Raw genomic sequence first — 18513 nt, forward strand, 5'->3', positions numbered from 1 at the left:
TCGGACCTCTTGGCCATCAAGATTATAAGAATGGTTCCCGTCAAATCCGGAGTAATACGCATTTTATCGTAGGACTCACTCGATTCATCCCCGTTTTGGTGCCTTCGATTCGACCGATACCAATCACGCTGCTACCGGGCTGCCAACCATAACAGGACGACGGGGGTCGCCTTACAATGCAATTTGCCGTTGGCGGAACATTTGACCGCCTGCGCGCCTGGTTTCCGGATCGCGAATTTTTCATGCGATCGCAGGGACAGGTACGCTTCATCAAGGTATCCTCCCGCATCCAGATGGCGGCGGCCGGTACTGTGGCACTGGCCCTGACAGTATGGGGTATCTCGCTGGCGGGAATGGCCTGGAGCCAATATCGCGCAGAGGCCGACCGCGCTTCCCTACTCGACCGTGAAGCGCGCGTTTCTACCGCTGAAGAACGAGTCGATGCCTACCGCGGGAACATCAAAGCTGTCGCCAGCGATCTGAAGCGGCGTCAGGATTTCATCGAAGAAATGGTCGATTCGCTTCCCGCCGATGTGAAGCAGGGCGCGAAAGTAAGCGATTCCTCGGGCGAGGCGGCGAAAACCGTTTCCAAAGTGAGCGCCTCCATCCCTGAAGCCGGGGCACTCGCTCGCATCGAAGCGCGCCAACTCGCTTTTGTCGAACGCCTTACCCGCTATGCCGACCGCCGCGCCGCCCGCGCAGCGCAGGCCATTCGCAAGCTGGGGCTGGACCCGCGCTCGATGGTCAATGCGGAAAAGCATCAGGCGATGGGTGGCCCACTCGAAAAACTGTCCACTGCGGCTGACGGCACGATCGATCCTCGATTCGAACGGCTCGGCCTGAGCCTTGCCCGGATGGAAGCGCTGGAGCGCGGCCTGCAAGGTATTCCGCAGGTTTTGCCCGCCTCGGTTGAGATGGTCACATCGAGCTATGGCGTTCGTCGCGATCCCTTTACCGGAGCGGCGGCCATGCATTCGGGGCTGGACTTCCGCGGCCCCATCGGCGCGCCGATTTATGCAGCGGCCAAAGGCGTCGTCACGTTCGTCGGGCAGAAATCCGGTTACGGCAATATCGTCGAAGTGAGCCACGGCAATGGTATGGTGACGCGTTACGCGCATATGTCGAAATTCAGCGCTCATGTCGGTGAAAAGGTGAAGGCCGGTGCAGTTATTGGTGCAATCGGCAGCACAGGCCGTTCGACCGGCCCTCACCTTCATTTCGAAGTTCGAATCAATGGCCGGGCGGTGAATCCGCGGCCTTTCCTGGAGTCAGCCCCCGATGTTCTCAAAGAAGCACGCCGCAACGCCTCGGCAGAGCGCACCAATGGCTAGTACGGGATCGACTTTCTCTGTCATCGGCAGCGATGTCACTATCAAGGGTGATATAACGGCGAGTGCAGATCTGCATATCGATGGACAGATCGAAGGCGACATCGCCTGTGCCAGTCTGGTTCAGGGTGAAAGCAGCCACATCCAGGGGGCAATTTCGGCGGAAAGCGCACGCATCGGCGGTGCCGTCGCCGGATCGATCACTGCCCGTGAACTTGTTGTTCTGCAAAGTGCCAGGATCGAAGGCGATGTGCACTACGACACATTGACGATCGAGCAAGGTGCCGCGGTCGAAGGCCGTTTCGCCCATCGCGAAACAGGCTCCGCAGGCGAACCCGCGCTGTCCGACGACGATAGCGAACCCAAGCTTCATATTGCCAGCTAACACCCCTCCTTCTATCCCGCGCTCATGCGGATATTAGTTACAGGGGCAGCAGGATTTATCGGCGCAGCGGTCAGCAAAGTGCTGCTCGCGCGGGGCGATAGCGTTGTCGGGATAGACAACCTCAACGATTACTATCCTGTGAGTCTGAAACGCGACCGCATGGCCGATGTGACAGCCAGCATCGCACACGGTGCCAACGCGGCGTGCTACGAAACGCATATAGTGGACTTTGGCGACAAGGCCGCTCTCGATTCGGTGCTGGCGAATCAGGAAATCGACCGGATTGTGCACCTCGGCGCGCAGGCGGGTGTACGATATTCGCTCGAAAACCCGATGGCCTATGCCCATTCCAATATCGTGGGGCATCTCAATCTGCTGGAAGTCGCCAGACACCGGCAGATCGAGCATATGGTCTATGCCAGTTCCAGTTCGGTCTATGGCGGCAACGACAAGCTGCCGTTTTCCGTCGCTGACCGGGCCGACCATCCTGTTTCGCTATACGCCGCAACCAAGCGTGCGGATGAACTGATGAGCGAATCGTATGCCCATCTCTTCCGCATTCCACTGACAGGCCTGCGGTTTTTCACAGTCTACGGGCCCTGGGGCCGGCCCGACATGATGATGTGGAACTTCACCCGGCGCATACTCGCAGGGGAAGAACTGCCGGTGTTCAACAACGGCGATATGTATCGCGACTTCACCTACATCGACGATATCGTCAGCGGGATCATCGCTTGCCTCGATAATCCACCCGCAGACGATGGTGCGGAAAAGGCAGGGGGCAGCTGCCGCCCGCACGCGCTGTACAATATTGGCAACAACCGCTCCGAACACCTGATGAAGGTGATCGGGCTGCTGGAGGAAGCGTGCGGGCGCAAGGCACGGCTTAAGATGCTGCCGATGCAACCTGGCGACGTGCACAAGACATATGCCGATATCGATGCGCTGACTGAGGCTGTGGGATATCAGCCCACGACGTCTATCGAAGCCGGTGTGCCCGCTTTCGTGCAATGGTATCGCGCATATCACGGCATTTGATCGCCGCGCCGCGCTGAACAGCGATCAGCTACCAAGCACTTCCAGCCGCAGAGCCTTGCGGTCGAGTTTGCCGATCATCGTCTTGGGCATTTCGTCGCGAATCGTCACCCCGGAAACCCGCTCGTGCTTACCAACCCGGGCGTTGAGCCAATCGGTCAGCGCTTCACCAGTTGTGTTGGCATCAGGGTTCAGCGTGACATAGGCATGGGGCTTTTCGCCGCGGTAATCGTCGGGCAAGCCAAGAACCAGCGCCTCTTTCACTGCCGGATTATCCAGTAATACAGCTTCCACCTGGCTGGGAAACACCTTGAACCCGCCAACTGCAATCATGTCCTTGATGCGGTCGACAATGCGGATGAAGCCACCTTCTTCCACCACAGCAACGTCGCCCGTGCGAAGCCAGCGTTCGCCATTTATCTCGGCAAAGGCCGTGACCGCGGCATCGGGCAGGTTCCAGTAACCCTGCATCACTTGCGGGCCGTTGATGACCAGTTCGCCCGGCTGCCCCGGATCGGCGAGTCGTGAGGCATCTTCCTTGTCGAGCAAAATGACCCTCGTTCCCGGCAGCACCTGCCCGATCGTGCCCGGACGGCGCTCCCCTTCGTAAGGGTTGGTCGATACCACCCCGGAGCTTTCCGTCAGGCCGTACCCTTCCACCAGTCGCGCGCCGGTCTGCGCTTCCCACTGCTCGCGCACCGGCGCGGGCAGCGGAGCCCCACCTGAAATGCAAACCTTGAGCGACGAGAAATCGGTTTTCGCAATGCGCGGGTGGTCGAGCAGCGCCTGATACATTGTCGGAACACCGGGGAACGATGTCGCCTTGGTCCGTTCGAGAGTTTTCAGTGCCTGCGCCGCATCGAATCGCGGCAACATGGCGATGCATCCGCCCTTGGTCACTGTGCGGTTCAGCACACAGGTATTGGCGAATACATGGAACATCGGCAGCACGCCGAGAATCACGTCGCGTTCTTCAAATGGATCGATCGCGTCCACCTGTTGAGCATTGGTGGCAAGGTTCGCGTGGCTGAGCATCGCGCCCTTGGGCCGCCCGGTAGTGCCTCCGGTATATTGCAAGAGCGCAAGGTCAGCGGGATCGATATGCGGCAAATCGCCGCCGCCGATGCCGAGGCAATCATTCCATTGGATGACATCCCCCCGTGCAGGAATCGCGGAAAGACTTTTGCGCCCCAGCACCGCCAGAGCGATACGCTTGGCCAGCGGCAGCATTTGCCCCAACCGCCCGACTACCAGTGTTTCAAGATCCGATCCGTCAAGCACCTTCAGGGCCGTGGGCAACAGGCTGGCCACATCGACCGTCACCAACAGGCGTGTGCCCGAATCAGCAACCTGCGCGCTCAGTTCTTCCGCAGTATAGAGAGGCGAAAAATTGACGGTGGTCGCACCGGCCATCATCGCCCCATAGTAGGCGGAAAGGTATATCGGCACGTTGGGGAGGAAAAGGCCAACTCGGTCGCCCTTGCCAATCCCCCGCGCGATCAGGCCGCTGGCAAACCGCGCCGCCTCATCGTGGATTTCGCGATAACTGTAGATGCGCCCCATGAAGTCCGCCAGCGGTGCATCGGGGGCGGCAGCCACCGAGTTCGCCAGCAAATCGGGCACTGTCACGGATTGGAAAGGCACGTCCCACGCGCAGGGATGGCAGTAATCTTCTGCTGCGGGGTGATCGGCAACGGCTACAGGCGAACTACTGACATCCATGTAAACATGGTGCAGCGAAATGTTCGCGCAAGCAAGCAAAACCGCCGTATCTTGCCAGAAACGGCGGCTGTGACGGAATCAGTCGTCGTCTTTTTCTGGCGCTTCCGGCGCGGCAGGCGCAGGTTCCTCGCCCGCTTCGGCGGCAGCGCGGCGCGCTTCCAGCCATGCTTCGGCTTCCGCTTCCTGTGCCGCCTCAACCGCGGCCTTAGCCGCAGCGACACGTTCCGCCTTGAGTTCGGAAATCAGCGCATCCTTGTCGCTGCCGAAGCGTTCGTCAGTCGGAACCTGATCCGAAATGCCCGCTTTCTTCGCTGCCTTGGCAACAACGGCATCGAGTTCGCGCTGCGAACACAGGCCCAGCGTGACCGGGTCTTTGGGCTGAATGTTCTGGATGTTCCAGTGGCTCCGCTCACGGATCGCAGTAATAGTGTTGCGGGTGGTGCCGATCAGCTTGGAAATCTGCGCGTCGGTTACTTCCGGATGGCTGCGAAGTATCCAGGCAATCCCATCGGGCTTGTCCTGCCGTTTCGACACCGGAGTATAGCGCGGCCCCTTTGTGCGGTTCACCGCGAGCGGCGCCTTGTGCATCTTGAGCACATATTTTGGGTCTTCCTGACCCTTTTCAATTTCAGCGTGTGTCAGTTCGCCTGCATGGACCGGATCGCGGCCGGTATATTTCGCCCCGGCCAGATCATCGGCCATCGCCTGCACTTCAAGAATATGCAGCCCGCAAAATTCCGCGATCTGTTCAAACGAGAGGCCGGTGTTATCGACCAGCCATGTGGCGGTCGCGTGCGGCATCAGCGGTTTGGGTTGGTCGGCCATGGAAAATCGTCCTGAAAATAGAAGGGCCGCCCCTCGCGGAGCGGCCGTTGCCCAATCGATTTAGGGGATTGGGCGCGTTTCGGCAAGCGCTTAGGGCGTTGCCCGTACTTCGCCCGACGCGACCAGCCCGGCGCGAAACTGATCGGTTGCCGCTTCCCAGCTATATTGCGCCCCGATCCGGGCGCAATCGCGAGACGAACAGGTCAGGGCGCCGGCAATCGCCCGTTCGAGCGATTCGGACAGAGCACCGCATTCGGCGGTTACAATATCGCGCGGGCCCGCAACCGGGAAGGCGGCCACAGGTGTCCCGCAAGCAAGCGATTCGACAAGAACCAGCCCGAATGTGTCGGTCCGGCTCGGAAACACGAAGACATCGGCGGCGGCATAGCATCCCGCCAGCTCGCGACCGCTCCGGCGACCGAGAAAGCGCACAGCGGGATAGCGTGCGGCAAGCTCTGCTAAAGCAGGTCCATCACCCACCACAACTTTGCTCCCCGGCGTATCAAGCGTCAGGAACGCATCGAGGTTCTTCTCCACTGCCACGCGCCCGACATATAGCTGAATAGGGCGCGAAAGATCGGCATATTCCGCCGGAGCCGGTGCATCGGGGGTAAAGCAAGACAGGTCCACGCCTCGGCTCCAGTGATGCAGCCGCGACAAACCGCGATCACGCAATTCCGAACGGATCGACTCCGTCGCGACCATGATCCGCCGCGCGGGAGAGTGGAACCAGCGGATATACCGCCAGAACCAGTCGGCGGGCAGCCCGGTGCGCCGCGCCACATAGTCGGGAAACTGCGTGTGGTAAGCAGTCGTGAAGGCGACTTCCTTGCTGATGCAGAAACGGCGTGCTGCGAATCCCAACGGCCCCTCTGTCGCGATATGAACCGCATCGGGAGCCAATGCGGCCAGCCGCCTGCCGACAGCACCGGGAGCGGTGAAGGCAAGGCGTATCTCAGGATAAGTCGGGCATGGCATGGATCGGAATTGATCGGGGGAAATCACAGTGACGTCGTGCCCCCAATCCTCCAGCACCCGAACGGTGGTGGACAGTGTGCGGACAACGCCGTTCATCTGCGGCATCCATGCGTCAGTGACGACCGCGATGCGCTGCGGCACACGAAGAGGATCGGCTTCGGCGGGGAACAAACGCGTAGTGGCGATGTTCATGCCGCGGCCAGCGAGCCATCGCCGCCCGCTCCATCCGCCTGTTGCTGTTCGCGGTCACGGCGAGCAATTTCATCGGGCCAGTGGAGAATTTCCATCCGCCCGTCGAAGTGTTCGACCAGCGCGTTGCACCCTTCGACCCAGTCGCCATCGTTCCAGTATTCGACCGATTTGCCGTTGTGGCTGAATTCGCGAAACTCCGCGGTATGGATATGGCCGCACACTACGCCGTCCACGCCACGCTCCGCTGCGGCACGGGCGACGACTTCTTCGTATCGCCCGATGAACTCGACCGCGTTCTTGACCTTGTGCTTGGCGACTTTCGACAACGACCAGTACGACAATCCCAACGCCTGCCGGACAGAGTTCACCCACCGGCTCAGCCCCATCATCAGCGTGTAAAGCGCGTCCCCCACAAATGCGAGCCAGCGGTGCGCGAGCATAACCGCGTCGAATTCGTCCCCGTGCAGAACCATCAGTTTGCGCCCGTCGGCGGTGGTGTGAAATGCAGCGCGCTGAATCTCCACTCCGCCGAAATGCATCCCGGAAAACTGGCGCACCATTTCGTCGTGATTGCCCGGGATATAGACGATCCGCGTGCCACGCTTCGCCCGCTTCAGCACACGCCAGACGATGTCGTTATGCGCGTCGGGCCAATAGACCTTCTTCTTCAGGCGCCAGCCATCGATGATGTCGCCAACGAGATACATCGTCTCGCTGTCGGTGTGGTCGAGGAAATCGATCAGCAGGTCGGCATTGCAGCCGCGCGTGCCCAGATGGACATCGCTGATCCAGATCGTGCGATAACGCTTGCGTTCGCCGATTTCCGGCTCCGGCACAGTGGGCTGGCGCACGGGAAAGGCGGTAATGTTGGTCAGACCGGCCAGTTCGCCACCCAACCCGTCAATCTCATTCGTCATGCGCGGGCTCCCCCCGAAGCAGATGTCCTATGCGCCTCGGGTAAGTGCCATGCGAATGTTACGCGTTCGAATCAGTCCAGTGACTGTTGAAAGAATATCAGGCGATTTCAGTCATTCCATTGTCACGTAGCCCGGCAGACTGGCGACACGGGCCAGCCATGCCATCACATGCGCCCTGTCCGCCAGGCGAAAGCCGCCCGCTTCGGCCACATGCGTGTAGGCATAGAGCACGATATCCGCCAAAGTCGGAGCATCGCCGACGAACCACTCACGCCCGACAAGATGCGCGTCCATCAGCGCCAGCGCATCTTCGCCAGCGATACGTTTGGCCATCACTTGCGACTGTTGCTGTCGCGACAGGTTTGCCTCGCCCACGAAATGGAGCCAGAAACGCAAAGTCGCGATATTCGGTTCGTGGTTGTACTGTTCGAAAAACATCCAGCGCAGCACATTTGCCTGATCGAACCTATCTGCCGGAATCAGCGCGCTGCCGGTCGCGAGATACCAACACGCAGCATTGCTTTCAGGCAGGAACCGATCACCAATCTGCAACACCGGAATGCGGCCATTGGGATTGACATTGGCGAGGAATTCAGGCGTCCGCGTTTCGCCCTGCAGGATATCGTAGACGCGCCGTTCGAGTGGCAGGCCAAGCAGCGCGGCAGTCAGACGGATCTTGTAGCAATTGCCGCTACGCGGATCTTCATGAAGGATCAGGTTGTCCATCCGCATCTTCTCTTAGTTCTCATTTGGCTCAGCCGTTCAATATCTGCTCCGCCATTTCATCGGGCACGGCATACCAGTTTCCTGCACCGGCCGGCCGGATCGCCACCAGACACCCTCGCGCCCGGTCGAACCACGCCCGACGATAGCCGAGCGGTTCCAGCAATGCGAGGCATTCGCTATCGCGCGCATTACATTCCAGCATTACCAGCGGCCGGGCATCGCGCAATGTCCGCACCATACCCGATAACACTTCATATTCATAACCTTCGACATCGATCTTGATCCCTGTGGGGGTCAGGCCAAGGCTGTCGAATGTCTCCACCGATACCTCTACAGCGGTAATGTCCACCTGGCGGCCCGTATCCGCCTCCAGCCGGGCGGCCTGCTCACGTGCGCCATCGGGCGTCAGGCTGGCACGGGTTGTGATCGGCAGCCCGCCAACTGTCGGTATATGCAACTGCATCCGCGCTGCTTGCGAACCCAGACCAAGCTGCCTGCGTTCGAAGCGGGGGCCGATCAATCGCTGAACGAAGGCCAGTTCCCGCCACAATACGGGGTTGGGTTCGAACGATACGATCCGCGCATCGGGCACGATAAACGACAACGCCACCGCCGATTGCCCGCCATTCGCTCCGATATCGGCGATGAGCGGAGCCGAGCCGGAGAGCACGGCAAAGCCGCGCAGATCCGGCTCATCCGGGCGGCGCAGTACTTTCTGGCCGACCAGCATCGCACTACGCATCAGGGAATAGACACGCGGCGGGACAGCCGCCCGACGCAATGCGTTCCGCAAAGCCCTGCGCACTAGGCAGGCATCTCCAGCACGATCTTGCCGATATGGTCGCCCGCTTCCATCCGCGCATGCGCGGCGGCAACGTCTGCCAGCGGAAAACTCTCATCCATAACCGGGCGGATCGTGCCATCGAGCACCAGTGGCCAGGCGACCTGCAGGATCTCTTCCGCCAGCAAAGCCTTGAATTCGTCCGAGCGCGGGCGCAGCGTCGATCCTGTCAGGCACAGACGTTTTGTCATCACCTTGGCCATGTTGATTTCCGCCTTCGCCCCCCCAAGCACGGCGATCGTCACATGCCGTCCATCAGGTGCGAGGCAATCGATATTGCGTGCGACATAGCTGCCCGAAACCATATCCAGCACAACGTTCACGCCTTTGCCGCCGGTGAATTCCTTCACCACAGCGACAAAATCGTCCGTCTTGTAATCGATCGCCCGGTCCGCGCCGATATCCAGCGCCGCCTGGCATTTTTCAGGCGAGCCGCATGTTGTCAGCACAGTCAGACCGAACGCCTTACCCAGCATGATCGCCATCGTGCCGATCCCACTGGTTCCGCCGTGGACCAGCAGGGTTTCCCCTTCGCAAACAAAGCCGCGCTCGAACACATTGTGCCACACCGTAAACAGCGTTTCCGGCAGCGCAGCCGCTTCGCGCAGAGAAAGGCCATCGGGAACAGGCAAACAATGACCGGCGTGGGCGAGGCAATATTGGGCATAGCCTCCGCCAGACACCAACGCGCAGACCTGATTGCCGATCATGTCCGGTGAAACGCCTTCGCCCACAGCAACGACAGTACCCGCAACTTCCAGACCCGGGATCGGGGATGCACCCGGAGGGGGGGGATAGAATCCCTGTCGCTGGATCACATCGGGCCGGTTTACCCCGGCAAAGGCCGCCCGGATCAGCAGTTGCCCGGCACCAGGCCGGGGCAACTCCACTGTTTCGGCGCGAAAAACCTCGGGGCCGCCTGGTTCGTCGAAACCCATTGCCGTCATGGTAATGGGCAGTTGCTGAGAAGTATCGGATTCCGCCATCGGTGATCCCTGTTGCCGTGATGTTACATGCGCCCGACGGCTGTGCGGATAGCGGTGTGGCCCATTGACAGCAAGCGCAGTCCGTTGCGATGCTACAACTTGTCATGGACGAGGATGATCGGCCACGCCTCAAAGGCGACGCAGCGAGCCTTCTGGCGAAGGAGGATCTCTCGCCCTATTCGCAAGACGAATTGAACGAACGCATCGCGCTGCTTCAGGCGGAAATAGAGCGGGTGAAGGCCCACCGCGACAAGGCGGCGGCGCATCGCAATGCAGCCGAGGCATTGTTCGGGAAATCGACCGCGTGAGCTGCCTCGCCTCGCATTTCTGCCGGGCGATCCTATATCTGTTGCAGATGGTTATGCACCATCCCGACCGAACAGATAAAACCCGTGTTCATAGTCGCCTTGCATACTCCTCCCCGAACGCTCGCCCGTTCCCCCGCACGAGAGACCGCTAAATGCCCAGTTTCGCCCAGAGCCTTGAAAAAACCCTCCACTTTGCAATCGATAACGCGCGCGAACGTCGGCACGAATATGCCACGCTCGAACACCTTCTGCTCGCGCTGATCGACGATGAAGATGCAGCCGGCGTGATGACCGCATGCGGAGTGGATCTGGCAGAGCTGAGCGATGTCGTGCGCCGCTATCTCGACGAAGAATGCCGCACGATCGAAGTGGGCGAAGCCGGCGAACCCCAGCCGACCGCCGGTTTCCAGCGGGTGATTCAACGCGCCATCCTGCACGTCCAATCGAGTGGCAAGGATACGGTTACCGGCGCCAATGTACTGGTCGCACTGTTTTCCGAACGGGACAGCTACGCCGTCTATTTCCTGCAACAGCAGGATATGAGCCGTCTGGATGCCGTCAGCTACATCAGCCACGGTATCGGCAAAGGCGGGCGGCAGGTCGAAAACCGCCCGGCAGAGGGCGCTGGCGACGGTAATCAGGCCGAAGGTAAGAGCGACGAGGGCGGGTCGAAGAAGGATTCCGCACTCGATCAGTTCACTGTCAATCTCAACGCCAAGGCGAAGGCTGGCAAAGTCGATCCGCTGATCGGCCGCGGGCCTGAAGTCGACCGGACGATCCAGATCCTCTGCCGCCGGAGCAAGAACAACCCGCTCTATGTCGGCGATCCCGGCGTTGGGAAAACCGCTATTGCAGAAGGGCTTGCCCGCAAGATCGTCGAAGGTGACGTGCCGGAAGTGCTATCCGATGCAGTCATCTATTCGCTTGATATGGGCGCACTGCTGGCAGGCACACGGTATCGCGGCGATTTCGAAGAACGGTTGAAGCAAGTTGTCTCCGAGCTGGAGAAAATGCCGCATGCCGTTCTATTTATCGATGAAATTCATACAGTTATTGGCGCAGGTGCGACCAGTGGCGGGGCGATGGACGCATCCAATCTGCTGAAACCCGCGTTGAGCGGCGGGACCATCCGCTGCGTCGGTTCGACCACTTACAAGGAATTCCGCAATCACTTCGAAAAGGATCGCGCGCTGCTGCGGCGGTTCCAGAAGATCGACGTGAACGAACCGACTGTTGAAGATACGATCAAAATTCTCAAAGGCTTGCGGACTGCTTTCGAAGATCATCACGGGGTCAAATACACCCCCGACGCGATCAAGACCGCGGTCGAGTTGTCGGCTCGCTACATCAACGATCGCAAGCTGCCCGACAAGGCAATCGACGTGATCGACGAAGTCGGCGCGATGCAGATGCTGGTTCCGCCCAGCCGTCGCAAGAAGAAGATTACCGGCAAGGAAATCGAGTCGGTCATCGCCACGATGGCACGCATCCCGCCTAAGTCGGTGAGCAAGGACGACAAGCGTGCGCTCGAACATCTCGAACGCGATCTGAAGCAGGTCGTCTATGGGCAGGACAACGCGATACGCGTGCTCTCCACAGCGATGAAGCTCAGCCGCGCTGGTCTGCGCGATCCCGATAAGCCCATCGGAAGCTTCCTGTTTTCCGGCCCCACCGGCGTCGGCAAAACCGAAGTGGCACGGCAACTCGCCAGCATCATGGGCATCCCGCTCCAGCGGTTCGACATGAGCGAATATATGGAGCGGCACAGCGTCAGCCGCCTGATCGGCGCGCCTCCGGGCTATGTCGGGTACGATCAGGGCGGATTGCTGACTGACGCCATCGATCAGCAGCCGCATTGCGTGTTGCTGCTCGACGAAATCGAGAAGGCCCACCCCGATCTGTTCAACATCCTGTTGCAGGTAATGGACAATGGCCGCCTGACCGATCACCACGGAAAAACGGTCGATTTCCGTAACGTAGTGCTGATCATGACGACCAATGCCGGGGCCAGCGACATGGCGCGCCAGGGTATCGGCTTTGGCGATGTCAGCAAGGAAGATGCGGGCGACGAAGCTGTGAAGAAAATGTTCACGCCCGAATTCCGCAACCGGCTGGATGCGATCGTGCCGTTCACGTATCTCGGCAAGGAAACCGTGGCGCGGGTGGTGGACAAGTTCATCCTCCAGCTCGAACTGCAACTGGCCGACCAGAACGTCCACATCCAGTTCGATAGCGACGCACGTAAGTGGCTGGCAGACCGTGGTTATGACAAGCTCTACGGCGCCCGCCCGATGAGCCGTCTGATCCAGGACAAGATCAAGCAACCGCTGGCAGAAGAGCTGTTGTTCGGCAAGCTGTCGAGCGGAGGCGAAGTGCATGTGAGCGTGAAGGACAACAAGCCTTCGTTCGAACTGACCCCCGCCCCGCCCAAGGCGCGCCCGACGCGGAAAAAGGCGGCGAAGAAGCTCGCTGCGAAGAAGCAACCCGAAGCGGGGGCCGAAACCGGCAGCGATGACAGCAAGAGCTAAAGCACTTCGATGAAACAAGAATTCGGGCGCTGTGCGGGAACGCATGGCGCCCGTTTCGTTTGAATCGCCAATGGCACGCGATTTTGCATGGATCCGGCCTGAGCCGCACGGCATCCATGTCGCACCCGCCGATATCTGGATCGATCCGTCGCACCCGGTGCCGCGGGCACTGGTGACGCATGGCCATGCCGATCACGCGCGTGGCGGACATGGTGAAACGATCGCTACCGCCGAAACACTGGCAATAATGGAGCTGCGGTATCAGACCCGCGAGGGCGCGCGGCCTGTGCAATATGGCGAGACGATTCGCCTAAGTGGCGGTGTCGATGCGACTTTTGTCCCCGCCGGGCATGTACTGGGCAGCGCGCAGATCCTGCTGGAACATGCTGGGGAACGGGTGGTGGTGACCGGCGATTTCAAGCGTCAGCCCGATCCGACTTGCCCCCCGTTTGTCACAACTTCGTGCGATATTTTCGTTACAGAAGCGACATTTGGCCTGCCTGTCTTCCGCCACCCCCCGATTTTCACCGAACTGACCCGCTTAATTGACAGGTTGCACGCCGATTCCGACAGATGCGTGCTGGTTGGCGCCTATGCATTGGGAAAAGCGCAGCGTGTGATCGCCGAATTGCGCCAGATCGGGCATCGCGATCCGATCTACATTCACGGCGCGATGGAGCGGATGTGCCAGCTGTATGAAGAGTTCGGAATCGAACTGGGCGAACTGCGGCTGGTGTCCGATGCAGAGAAAGACGCGATGCGCGGCGCCATCGTGATCTGCCCACCATCGGCGCTGAACGATCGCTGGTCGCGCCGCTTGCCCGATCCGGTCACGGCAATGGCATCGGGCTGGATGCAGGTGCGCCAGCGCGCGCGGCAACGCAATGTCGAACTGCCGCTGATCATTTCCGACCATGCCGACTGGGATGAACTGACCGCCACCATCGAAGAGGTCGATCCGGCGGAAACCTGGATCACCCACGGGCGCGAAGAGGCGTTGTTGCGCTGGCACCAGTTGCACCAGCGGCGCGCCCGCGCATTGGCGCTGGTGGGGTACGAGGACGAGGATGACTGAGCCACCCGCCAGCCAATCAGGGGGCGCCCGCTGATGGAACGGTTTGCCGCTCTGGTCGATGCGCTGGTCTATACCCGTGGCCGGAACGACAAGCTGCGCCTGATCGCGCGCTATCTGCGCGACACGCTCGACCCCGATCGCGGCTGGGCGCTGGCGGCGCTGACCGGAGCGCTCGATTTCCCGGCGGTAAAATCCTCCACTATCCGCGCGATGATGCAGCAGCGGGTCGATCCCGAACTGTGGGCGCTCAGCCGCGATTTCGTAGGCGATACTGCCGAGACCACCAGCTTGCTGTGGCCTGCCCCCGATGGCGAACACGATCCTCCGCCCACTGTTTCGCAAGCGGTGGCGCTGCTTTCCGCGATGACCCGCAAATCGGTGCAGGCCGACCTGCCGCAACTGCTCGACCGGCTGGACCCGTCGGGCCGCTATGCCCTGCTCAAACTGGCGACCGGGGCGATGCGGATCGGAGTATCGAGCCGCCTGGCCAAAGTCGCCTTCGCGCAGGCCTTCGCTGTCCCGGCGGAGGAAGTGGAGGAACACTGGCACGGGCTGGAGGCACCCTATCGCGAACTGTTCGCCTGGGCTGCCGAAGGTGCGGCCCCGCCCGACACCGCCAGCCGCCCGACATTCCGCCCGTTCATGCTGGCACATCCGCTGGAAGAGAGCGAAATCGATCTGGCGGACTATGCCGCCGAATGGAAATGGGACGGTATCCGGGTCGAACTGGTGCGGGTGGGCGGAGAAACCCGGCTCTATTCGCGGTCGGGCGACGATATCTCCGCCGCGTTCCCCGAACTGACCGACGTTCTGCCGATCGATGCCGTGCTCGATGGCGAACTGCTGGTGCGCGGCAGCCATCAGGGCGGCGAGGAAGGCGGCGCGGCCAGCTTCAACGCCTTGCAGCAAAGGCTGGGCCGCAAGACAGTCAGCCGTAAAATGCTCAACGAATATCCCGCGTTCATCCGGCTATACGATGTGCTGATGGCCGAGGGCGCGGATGTGCGCGAACTGCCGTGGAGCGAGCGACGCACCCGGCTGGAGGCGCTGATGCCGCGCCTGCCCGACAGCCATTTCGACATCAGTGAAATCGTTTCCGCCCCCGATTTCGCCGCGCTGGCTGCGATCCGCGAATCCGCCCGCGATGCCGCCATCGAAGGACTGATGCTGAAACGCCGCGATTCCCCTTATGTCGCCGGGCGCAAGACCGGGCTGTGGTACAAATGGAAACGCGATCCGCTGCTGATCGATTGCGTGCTGATGTACGCCCAGCGCGGCAGCGGCAAACGCAGCAGTTTCTATTCCGACTATACCTTTGGCTGCTGGAACGGCGACCCCGACGGCGGGGCAGATCTGCTGCCAGTGGGCAAAGCCTATTCCGGGTTCACCGATGCCGAACTGAAGAAGCTCGACCGCCATGTGCGCCAGCATACCGTAAACCGGTTCGGCCCGGTGCGCGAGGTGGATCGCAGCCTGGTGTTCGAAGTGGCATTCGATTCGGTCCATGCCAGCAAGCGGCACAAATCCGGCCTCGCCATGCGGTTTCCCCGCATCCATCGCATCCGGTGGGACAAGCCCCCGCACGAAGCCGACCGGATCGACACTTTGCGGGCGCTGATCCGCGATTGATTTGCGCCAGATCAATGCCGGGCGCACAACCCACACGATAAACTGCTTATTTGCCGCTGCTTTGCCACTGCGAGGGACGATTCACGTCGTGATACCAGATACTGAACCGACTCAGACCCCATACGATGCATTGGGCGGTCGCCCGGTGATCGACCGGATCGCCAACCGGTTTTACGATCTGGTGGAAACCGATCCGCAATATGCCGAACTGCGCGCTATGCATGCAGGCGATCTCACACCGATCCGTCGCTCGCTGGCCGGATGGCTCACCGCATGGGCGGGCGGCCCGCACGACTGGTTCGTGGAAAATCGCGGCAAATGCATGATGAGCGCGCACCGCGGGCTGGGCGTCAGCGCGCAGACCGCCCGCCAGTGGTCCGACGCGATGGCCCGCGCTATCGCGGAATGCGGCCCGACCGACACCGACGCCGGGCGCGCGCTGGGCCTGATGATGGCCGAACGGCTCGACATGATGGCCAATGCAATGATTCCCCGCACCGAAACGGCGGACGAAGTGGCCGCTGCGGAGTAGCGCGGTGCAGCCCCGGCGCTGACTCCTCCGACGCTACCCGCCGATCCGCACCAGCTTTTCGCGCGAAGTTGCGCCGCGCAACAATTCGATAGCGGATGGCGGAGTGCCCAGTGCCTTCGCCAGCATGCGGATCACCGCATCGTTAGCCGCGCCATCGGTGGGCTTGGCGCGGACTTTCACTTGCAGCTTGCCATCGCCCAGTTCGATCCCCTCGCTGCGCGCGCCGGGGGTGACGCGCAACGCCAACCGCCCTTCGCCATCGGCCAGCGCGCGGATCGCGGCGGGATCGGGGAAGTCAGCTTTGGGCCGCGCCATCGCTGCTCAATGCCCCACCCAATACCTCACCCACCGCGGTGGAGTGCGTCTTCGCATTGTGGGCATAATGGGCCACGCCCATCTTCATCCCCATGATCGCGGCATCGTCCAGATCGCGCATCTTGCGCGCGGGGCGACCGCCCCACAGCTCGCGTTCGCCCATCGTTTTCCCTTCGGTCAGCATCGCGCCTGCCGCCAGCATCGCATCGGAAGCGATCACTGCGTTGTTCATCGCAATCGCACCCAGCCCCACGAACCCGCGATCGTGAATGCGGCAGCCGTGCACCATCGCCATATGGCCGATCAGTACATCGTCCCCGATAATCAGCGGCGCACCATCGGGCATCGCCGGGTTCGGCCCGTCGCAATGCAGCACGCTGCCATCCTGCACATTGGTCCGTTCCCCGATCACGATGCGGCTGACATCGGCGCGCAACACGCAGTTGTACCAGATCGAGGAATCCGCCCCGATGGTGACATCGCCAATGATCGCGCATCCCGGCGCGATCCATGCGCTGTCGTCGATTTGCGGCGATTTGCCGTTGATGGGCACGATTGTCACGCCCGGTCGATGCACTGTCATGCCCGGTTTTCCTCCCACTGCTGGCGCGCGATGGCGTACACGATAGTATCGCACCACGGCTTTTCGTAACGCGGATCGACATAGTCGAGATCGGCGCGCCGCTCCATTCCGAAGCGTTTCATCAGGCCCCAGCTATCGGTGTTTTCAGCGATAGTGATGGCATAAACCGTTTCTGCCCCGAACTGCCCGAATGCCGCTTCGAAACAGGCGGCAGCGGCTTCTTTCGCGTAACCTTTGCCCCAGGCATCTTCGCGCAGGCGCCAGCCGATTTCGAATTCGCCCTCAATGGTGCCGTTGGGTGGCGCACTGGCGCGCTTCAGCCCGCAAAAGCCGAGCAATTCGCCCGCCAGATGCCCGCCATCGTCCTTGCGCTCCACCACCCAGAACGTGTGGCCATAATCGCGGGCATATCCTTCGACCCGTTCGCGCGCGCTCTGCATCGCCTCTTCATCGGCCAGCCCGCCCAGCCAGCGCATCACCGCAGGCGTATTGGTCAGCGCCCAGAAACGCGGCCAGTCCTCCGCCCGCCAGTCGCGCAGGATCAGGCGTTCTGTTTCAAGGCGGAACTCAGCCATTGAGCAGGCGGGCGGCATGAGCGGCGTGATATGTCAGCACTCCGCTGCATCCGGCGCGCTTGAACGCCAGCAGTTTTTCCATCAGCAACGCATCGCGGTCGGCCACGCCCGCTGCCGCGCCCGCTTCGATCAGGGCATATTCGCCGCTGACCTGATAGGCGAACACCGGCACTTCGAACCGTTGTTTCGCGCGCCAGATCACATCGAGATAGGCCAGCCCCGGCTTTACCATCACGCTGTCGGCCCCTTCCGCCAGGTCGAGCGCGATTTCGCGCATCGCCTCGTCGGCATTGGCCGGGTCCATCTGATAACTTTTCTTGTCGCCTTTCAGCAGGCCGCCGCTGCCCACCGCATCGCGGAACGGGCCATAGAACGCACTGGCATATTTGGCGGAGTAGGCCATGATCTGCACATTGGGATGCGCGTTCATTTCCAGCGCCATACGGATCGCACGTACACGTCCGTCCATCATATCGCTCGGCGCGATCACGTCGGCCCCGGCATTCGCCTGATTCAGCGCCTGATCGACCAGCACCGCCACGGTATCGTCGTTCACGACATAGCCGCTGTCGTCGAGCAGGCCATCCTGCCCGTGGCTGGTATATGGGTCGAGCGCGACATCGGTCAGCACGCCGATATCGCTGCCGCAGGCATCCTTGATCGCCTTCGTCGCGCGGCACATCAGGTTATCGGGATTGAGCGCTTCGGCGCCATCGTCGCTCCGCCGCCCCGGCTGGGTATGCGGGAACAGCGCGATACACGGGATGCCCAGCGCCACCGCCTCTTTCGCGCGGGCGACGATACCATCGACCGACCAGCGCGATACGCCGGGCAAGCTGGCCACCGGCTCTTCCACGCCGCTGCCGTCAGTCACGAACAGCGGCCAGATCAGATCGGCGGGTGTGAGCAGGGTTTCGCGGTGGAGCGCGCGGCTCCACGCGCTGGCGCGGGTGCGGCGCAGGCGGAGGTTGGGATAGGCACTGGTCATGATGAACCGCGCAATGCCGCATTCGCGCAGCGGGCGCAATCGCCC

The 18513-nt window shown here is 61.4% G+C and carries 19 protein-coding genes; 8 read left to right on the forward strand and 11 right to left on the reverse strand.

Annotation, left to right across the window (positions count from 1 at the left end):
* Positions 1 to 176 precede the first annotated feature (176 nt).
* Genes CV013_RS07780 through CV013_RS07790 form a run of 3 tightly spaced genes read left to right on the forward strand, consistent with a single transcriptional unit; the run spans position 177 to position 2751 of the window.
* Positions 177 to 1331, forward strand: a complete 1155-nt coding sequence (locus CV013_RS07780) for a M23 family metallopeptidase (protein ID WP_223805166.1) — start codon at positions 177 to 179, stop codon at positions 1329 to 1331.
* Positions 1324 to 1713 (forward strand): bactofilin family protein, encoded by a 390-nt coding sequence (locus CV013_RS07785; protein WP_190276455.1) that lies wholly within the window; start codon positions 1324 to 1326, stop codon positions 1711 to 1713. Before CV013_RS07780 ends, CV013_RS07785 begins: the two co-directional genes overlap by 8 nt.
* Positions 1714 to 1737: 24 nt before the next feature.
* Positions 1738 to 2751, forward strand: a complete 1014-nt coding sequence (locus CV013_RS07790; RefSeq protein WP_102154718.1) for an NAD-dependent epimerase/dehydratase family protein — start codon at positions 1738 to 1740, stop codon at positions 2749 to 2751.
* 24 nt (positions 2752 to 2775) lie between these two features.
* On the opposite strand, the gene CV013_RS07795 is transcribed toward CV013_RS07790, so the two are convergent.
* From CV013_RS07795 to CV013_RS07825, 7 genes are all read right to left on the reverse strand, one after another.
* A complete protein-coding gene (locus tag CV013_RS07795) occupies positions 2776 to 4470 on the reverse strand; it encodes a long-chain-fatty-acid--CoA ligase (RefSeq protein ID WP_102154719.1) in 1695 nt (564 codons plus the stop codon).
* Positions 4471 to 4548: 78 nt separating this feature from the next.
* Complete coding sequence (locus tag CV013_RS07800) at positions 4549 to 5295, reverse strand: DUF1013 domain-containing protein (RefSeq protein ID WP_102154720.1); 747 nt, start codon at positions 5293 to 5295, stop codon at positions 4549 to 4551.
* A gap of 90 nt (positions 5296 to 5385) precedes the next feature.
* A complete protein-coding gene (locus CV013_RS07805; RefSeq protein ID WP_102154721.1) occupies positions 5386 to 6465 on the reverse strand; it encodes a glycosyltransferase family 4 protein in 1080 nt (359 codons plus the stop codon).
* Positions 6462 to 7382, reverse strand: a complete 921-nt coding sequence (locus tag CV013_RS07810) for a UDP-2,3-diacylglucosamine diphosphatase (RefSeq protein WP_102154722.1) — start codon at positions 7380 to 7382, stop codon at positions 6462 to 6464. The genes CV013_RS07805 and CV013_RS07810 overlap by 4 nt, the downstream gene beginning before the upstream one ends.
* 111 nt (positions 7383 to 7493) lie before the next feature.
* Positions 7494 to 8108: a glutathione S-transferase family protein gene (locus tag CV013_RS07815; RefSeq protein ID WP_102155116.1), complete on the reverse strand. Its 615-nt coding sequence runs from the start codon at positions 8106 to 8108 to the stop codon at positions 7494 to 7496.
* A 28-nt stretch (positions 8109 to 8136) separates the two neighbouring features.
* A complete protein-coding gene (locus CV013_RS07820; protein WP_123639894.1) occupies positions 8137 to 8850 on the reverse strand; it encodes an FkbM family methyltransferase in 714 nt (237 codons plus the stop codon).
* A 62-nt stretch (positions 8851 to 8912) separates the two neighbouring features.
* The gene (locus tag CV013_RS07825) at positions 8913 to 9935 is read right to left on the reverse strand and encodes an NAD(P)H-quinone oxidoreductase (RefSeq protein WP_223805167.1); all 1023 of its coding nucleotides are present in this window, start codon (positions 9933 to 9935) and stop codon (positions 8913 to 8915) included.
* Between the two features lie 89 nt (positions 9936 to 10024).
* Between CV013_RS07825 and CV013_RS07830 the strand changes: the two genes are divergently transcribed.
* From CV013_RS07830 to CV013_RS07850, 5 genes are all read left to right on the forward strand, one after another.
* Entirely contained in the window at positions 10025 to 10243 is a 219-nt protein-coding gene (locus CV013_RS07830) for a DUF1192 domain-containing protein (RefSeq protein ID WP_408057027.1), read from the forward strand.
* Positions 10244 to 10395: 152 nt separating this feature from the next.
* The gene (gene clpA, locus CV013_RS07835) at positions 10396 to 12771 is read left to right on the forward strand and encodes an ATP-dependent Clp protease ATP-binding subunit ClpA (RefSeq protein ID WP_102154725.1); all 2376 of its coding nucleotides are present in this window, start codon (positions 10396 to 10398) and stop codon (positions 12769 to 12771) included.
* 70 nt (positions 12772 to 12841) lie between these two features.
* On the forward strand, positions 12842 to 13846 hold the full coding sequence (locus tag CV013_RS07840) for a ligase-associated DNA damage response exonuclease (RefSeq protein ID WP_102155120.1): 1005 nt from the start codon (positions 12842 to 12844) through the stop codon (positions 13844 to 13846).
* A gap of 33 nt (positions 13847 to 13879) precedes the next feature.
* The gene (locus tag CV013_RS07845; RefSeq protein ID WP_102154726.1) at positions 13880 to 15475 is read left to right on the forward strand and encodes a cisplatin damage response ATP-dependent DNA ligase; all 1596 of its coding nucleotides are present in this window, start codon (positions 13880 to 13882) and stop codon (positions 15473 to 15475) included.
* 88 nt (positions 15476 to 15563) lie between these two features.
* On the forward strand, positions 15564 to 16007 hold the full coding sequence (locus CV013_RS07850; RefSeq protein ID WP_102155122.1) for a globin domain-containing protein: 444 nt from the start codon (positions 15564 to 15566) through the stop codon (positions 16005 to 16007).
* Positions 16008 to 16040: 33 nt separating this feature from the next.
* On the opposite strand, the gene CV013_RS07855 is transcribed toward CV013_RS07850, so the two are convergent.
* The 4 genes from CV013_RS07855 to hemB are packed head-to-tail and all read right to left on the reverse strand — an operon-like array spanning position 16041 to position 18468.
* The gene (locus CV013_RS07855; protein WP_102154727.1) at positions 16041 to 16322 is read right to left on the reverse strand and encodes a DUF167 domain-containing protein; all 282 of its coding nucleotides are present in this window, start codon (positions 16320 to 16322) and stop codon (positions 16041 to 16043) included.
* Positions 16303 to 16905, reverse strand: a complete 603-nt coding sequence (locus CV013_RS07860; RefSeq protein WP_102154728.1) for a gamma carbonic anhydrase family protein — start codon at positions 16903 to 16905, stop codon at positions 16303 to 16305. Before CV013_RS07860 ends, CV013_RS07855 begins: the two co-directional genes overlap by 20 nt.
* The gene (locus CV013_RS07865) at positions 16902 to 17480 is read right to left on the reverse strand and encodes a GNAT family N-acetyltransferase (RefSeq protein ID WP_102154729.1); all 579 of its coding nucleotides are present in this window, start codon (positions 17478 to 17480) and stop codon (positions 16902 to 16904) included. The genes CV013_RS07860 and CV013_RS07865 overlap by 4 nt, the downstream gene beginning before the upstream one ends.
* Positions 17473 to 18468, reverse strand: a complete 996-nt coding sequence (gene hemB / locus CV013_RS07870; RefSeq protein ID WP_102155124.1) for a porphobilinogen synthase — start codon at positions 18466 to 18468, stop codon at positions 17473 to 17475. Before hemB ends, CV013_RS07865 begins: the two co-directional genes overlap by 8 nt.
* Positions 18469 to 18513: the final 45 nt, after the last annotated feature.

The sequence above is a fragment of the Tsuneonella flava genome (assembly GCF_002870965.1).
In the GTDB taxonomy this organism is placed as follows: Bacteria; Pseudomonadota; Alphaproteobacteria; order Sphingomonadales; family Sphingomonadaceae; genus Tsuneonella; species Tsuneonella flava.

Coding starts and splice junctions, on each gene's coding strand:
- CV013_RS07840 (WP_102155120.1), top strand. CDS start 12,842: ATGGCACGCGATTTTGCATGGATCCGGCCTGAGCCGCACGGCATCCAT.
- CV013_RS07810 (WP_102154722.1), bottom strand. CDS start 7,382: ATGACGAATGAGATTGACGGGTTGGGTGGCGAACTGGCCGGTCTGACC.
- CV013_RS07800 (WP_102154720.1), bottom strand. CDS start 5,295: ATGGCCGACCAACCCAAACCGCTGATGCCGCACGCGACCGCCACATGG.
- CV013_RS07820 (WP_123639894.1), bottom strand. CDS start 8,850: ATGCGTAGTGCGATGCTGGTCGGCCAGAAAGTACTGCGCCGCCCGGAT.
- clpA (WP_102154725.1), top strand. CDS start 10,396: ATGCCCAGTTTCGCCCAGAGCCTTGAAAAAACCCTCCACTTTGCAATC.
- CV013_RS07830 (WP_408057027.1), top strand. CDS start 10,025: ATGCTACAACTTGTCATGGACGAGGATGATCGGCCACGCCTCAAAGGC.
- CV013_RS07785 (WP_190276455.1), top strand. CDS start 1,324: ATGGCTAGTACGGGATCGACTTTCTCTGTCATCGGCAGCGATGTCACT.
- CV013_RS07795 (WP_102154719.1), bottom strand. CDS start 4,470: ATGGATGTCAGTAGTTCGCCTGTAGCCGTTGCCGATCACCCCGCAGCA.
- hemB (WP_102155124.1), bottom strand. CDS start 18,468: ATGACCAGTGCCTATCCCAACCTCCGCCTGCGCCGCACCCGCGCCAGC.
- CV013_RS07790 (WP_102154718.1), top strand. CDS start 1,738: ATGCGGATATTAGTTACAGGGGCAGCAGGATTTATCGGCGCAGCGGTC.
- CV013_RS07865 (WP_102154729.1), bottom strand. CDS start 17,480: ATGGCTGAGTTCCGCCTTGAAACAGAACGCCTGATCCTGCGCGACTGG.
- CV013_RS07845 (WP_102154726.1), top strand. CDS start 13,880: ATGGAACGGTTTGCCGCTCTGGTCGATGCGCTGGTCTATACCCGTGGC.
- CV013_RS07860 (WP_102154728.1), bottom strand. CDS start 16,905: ATGACAGTGCATCGACCGGGCGTGACAATCGTGCCCATCAACGGCAAA.
- CV013_RS07780 (WP_223805166.1), top strand. CDS start 177: ATGCAATTTGCCGTTGGCGGAACATTTGACCGCCTGCGCGCCTGGTTT.
- CV013_RS07815 (WP_102155116.1), bottom strand. CDS start 8,108: ATGGACAACCTGATCCTTCATGAAGATCCGCGTAGCGGCAATTGCTAC.
- CV013_RS07825 (WP_223805167.1), bottom strand. CDS start 9,935: ATGGCGGAATCCGATACTTCTCAGCAACTGCCCATTACCATGACGGCA.
- CV013_RS07805 (WP_102154721.1), bottom strand. CDS start 6,465: ATGAACATCGCCACTACGCGTTTGTTCCCCGCCGAAGCCGATCCTCTT.
- CV013_RS07855 (WP_102154727.1), bottom strand. CDS start 16,322: ATGGCGCGGCCCAAAGCTGACTTCCCCGATCCCGCCGCGATCCGCGCG.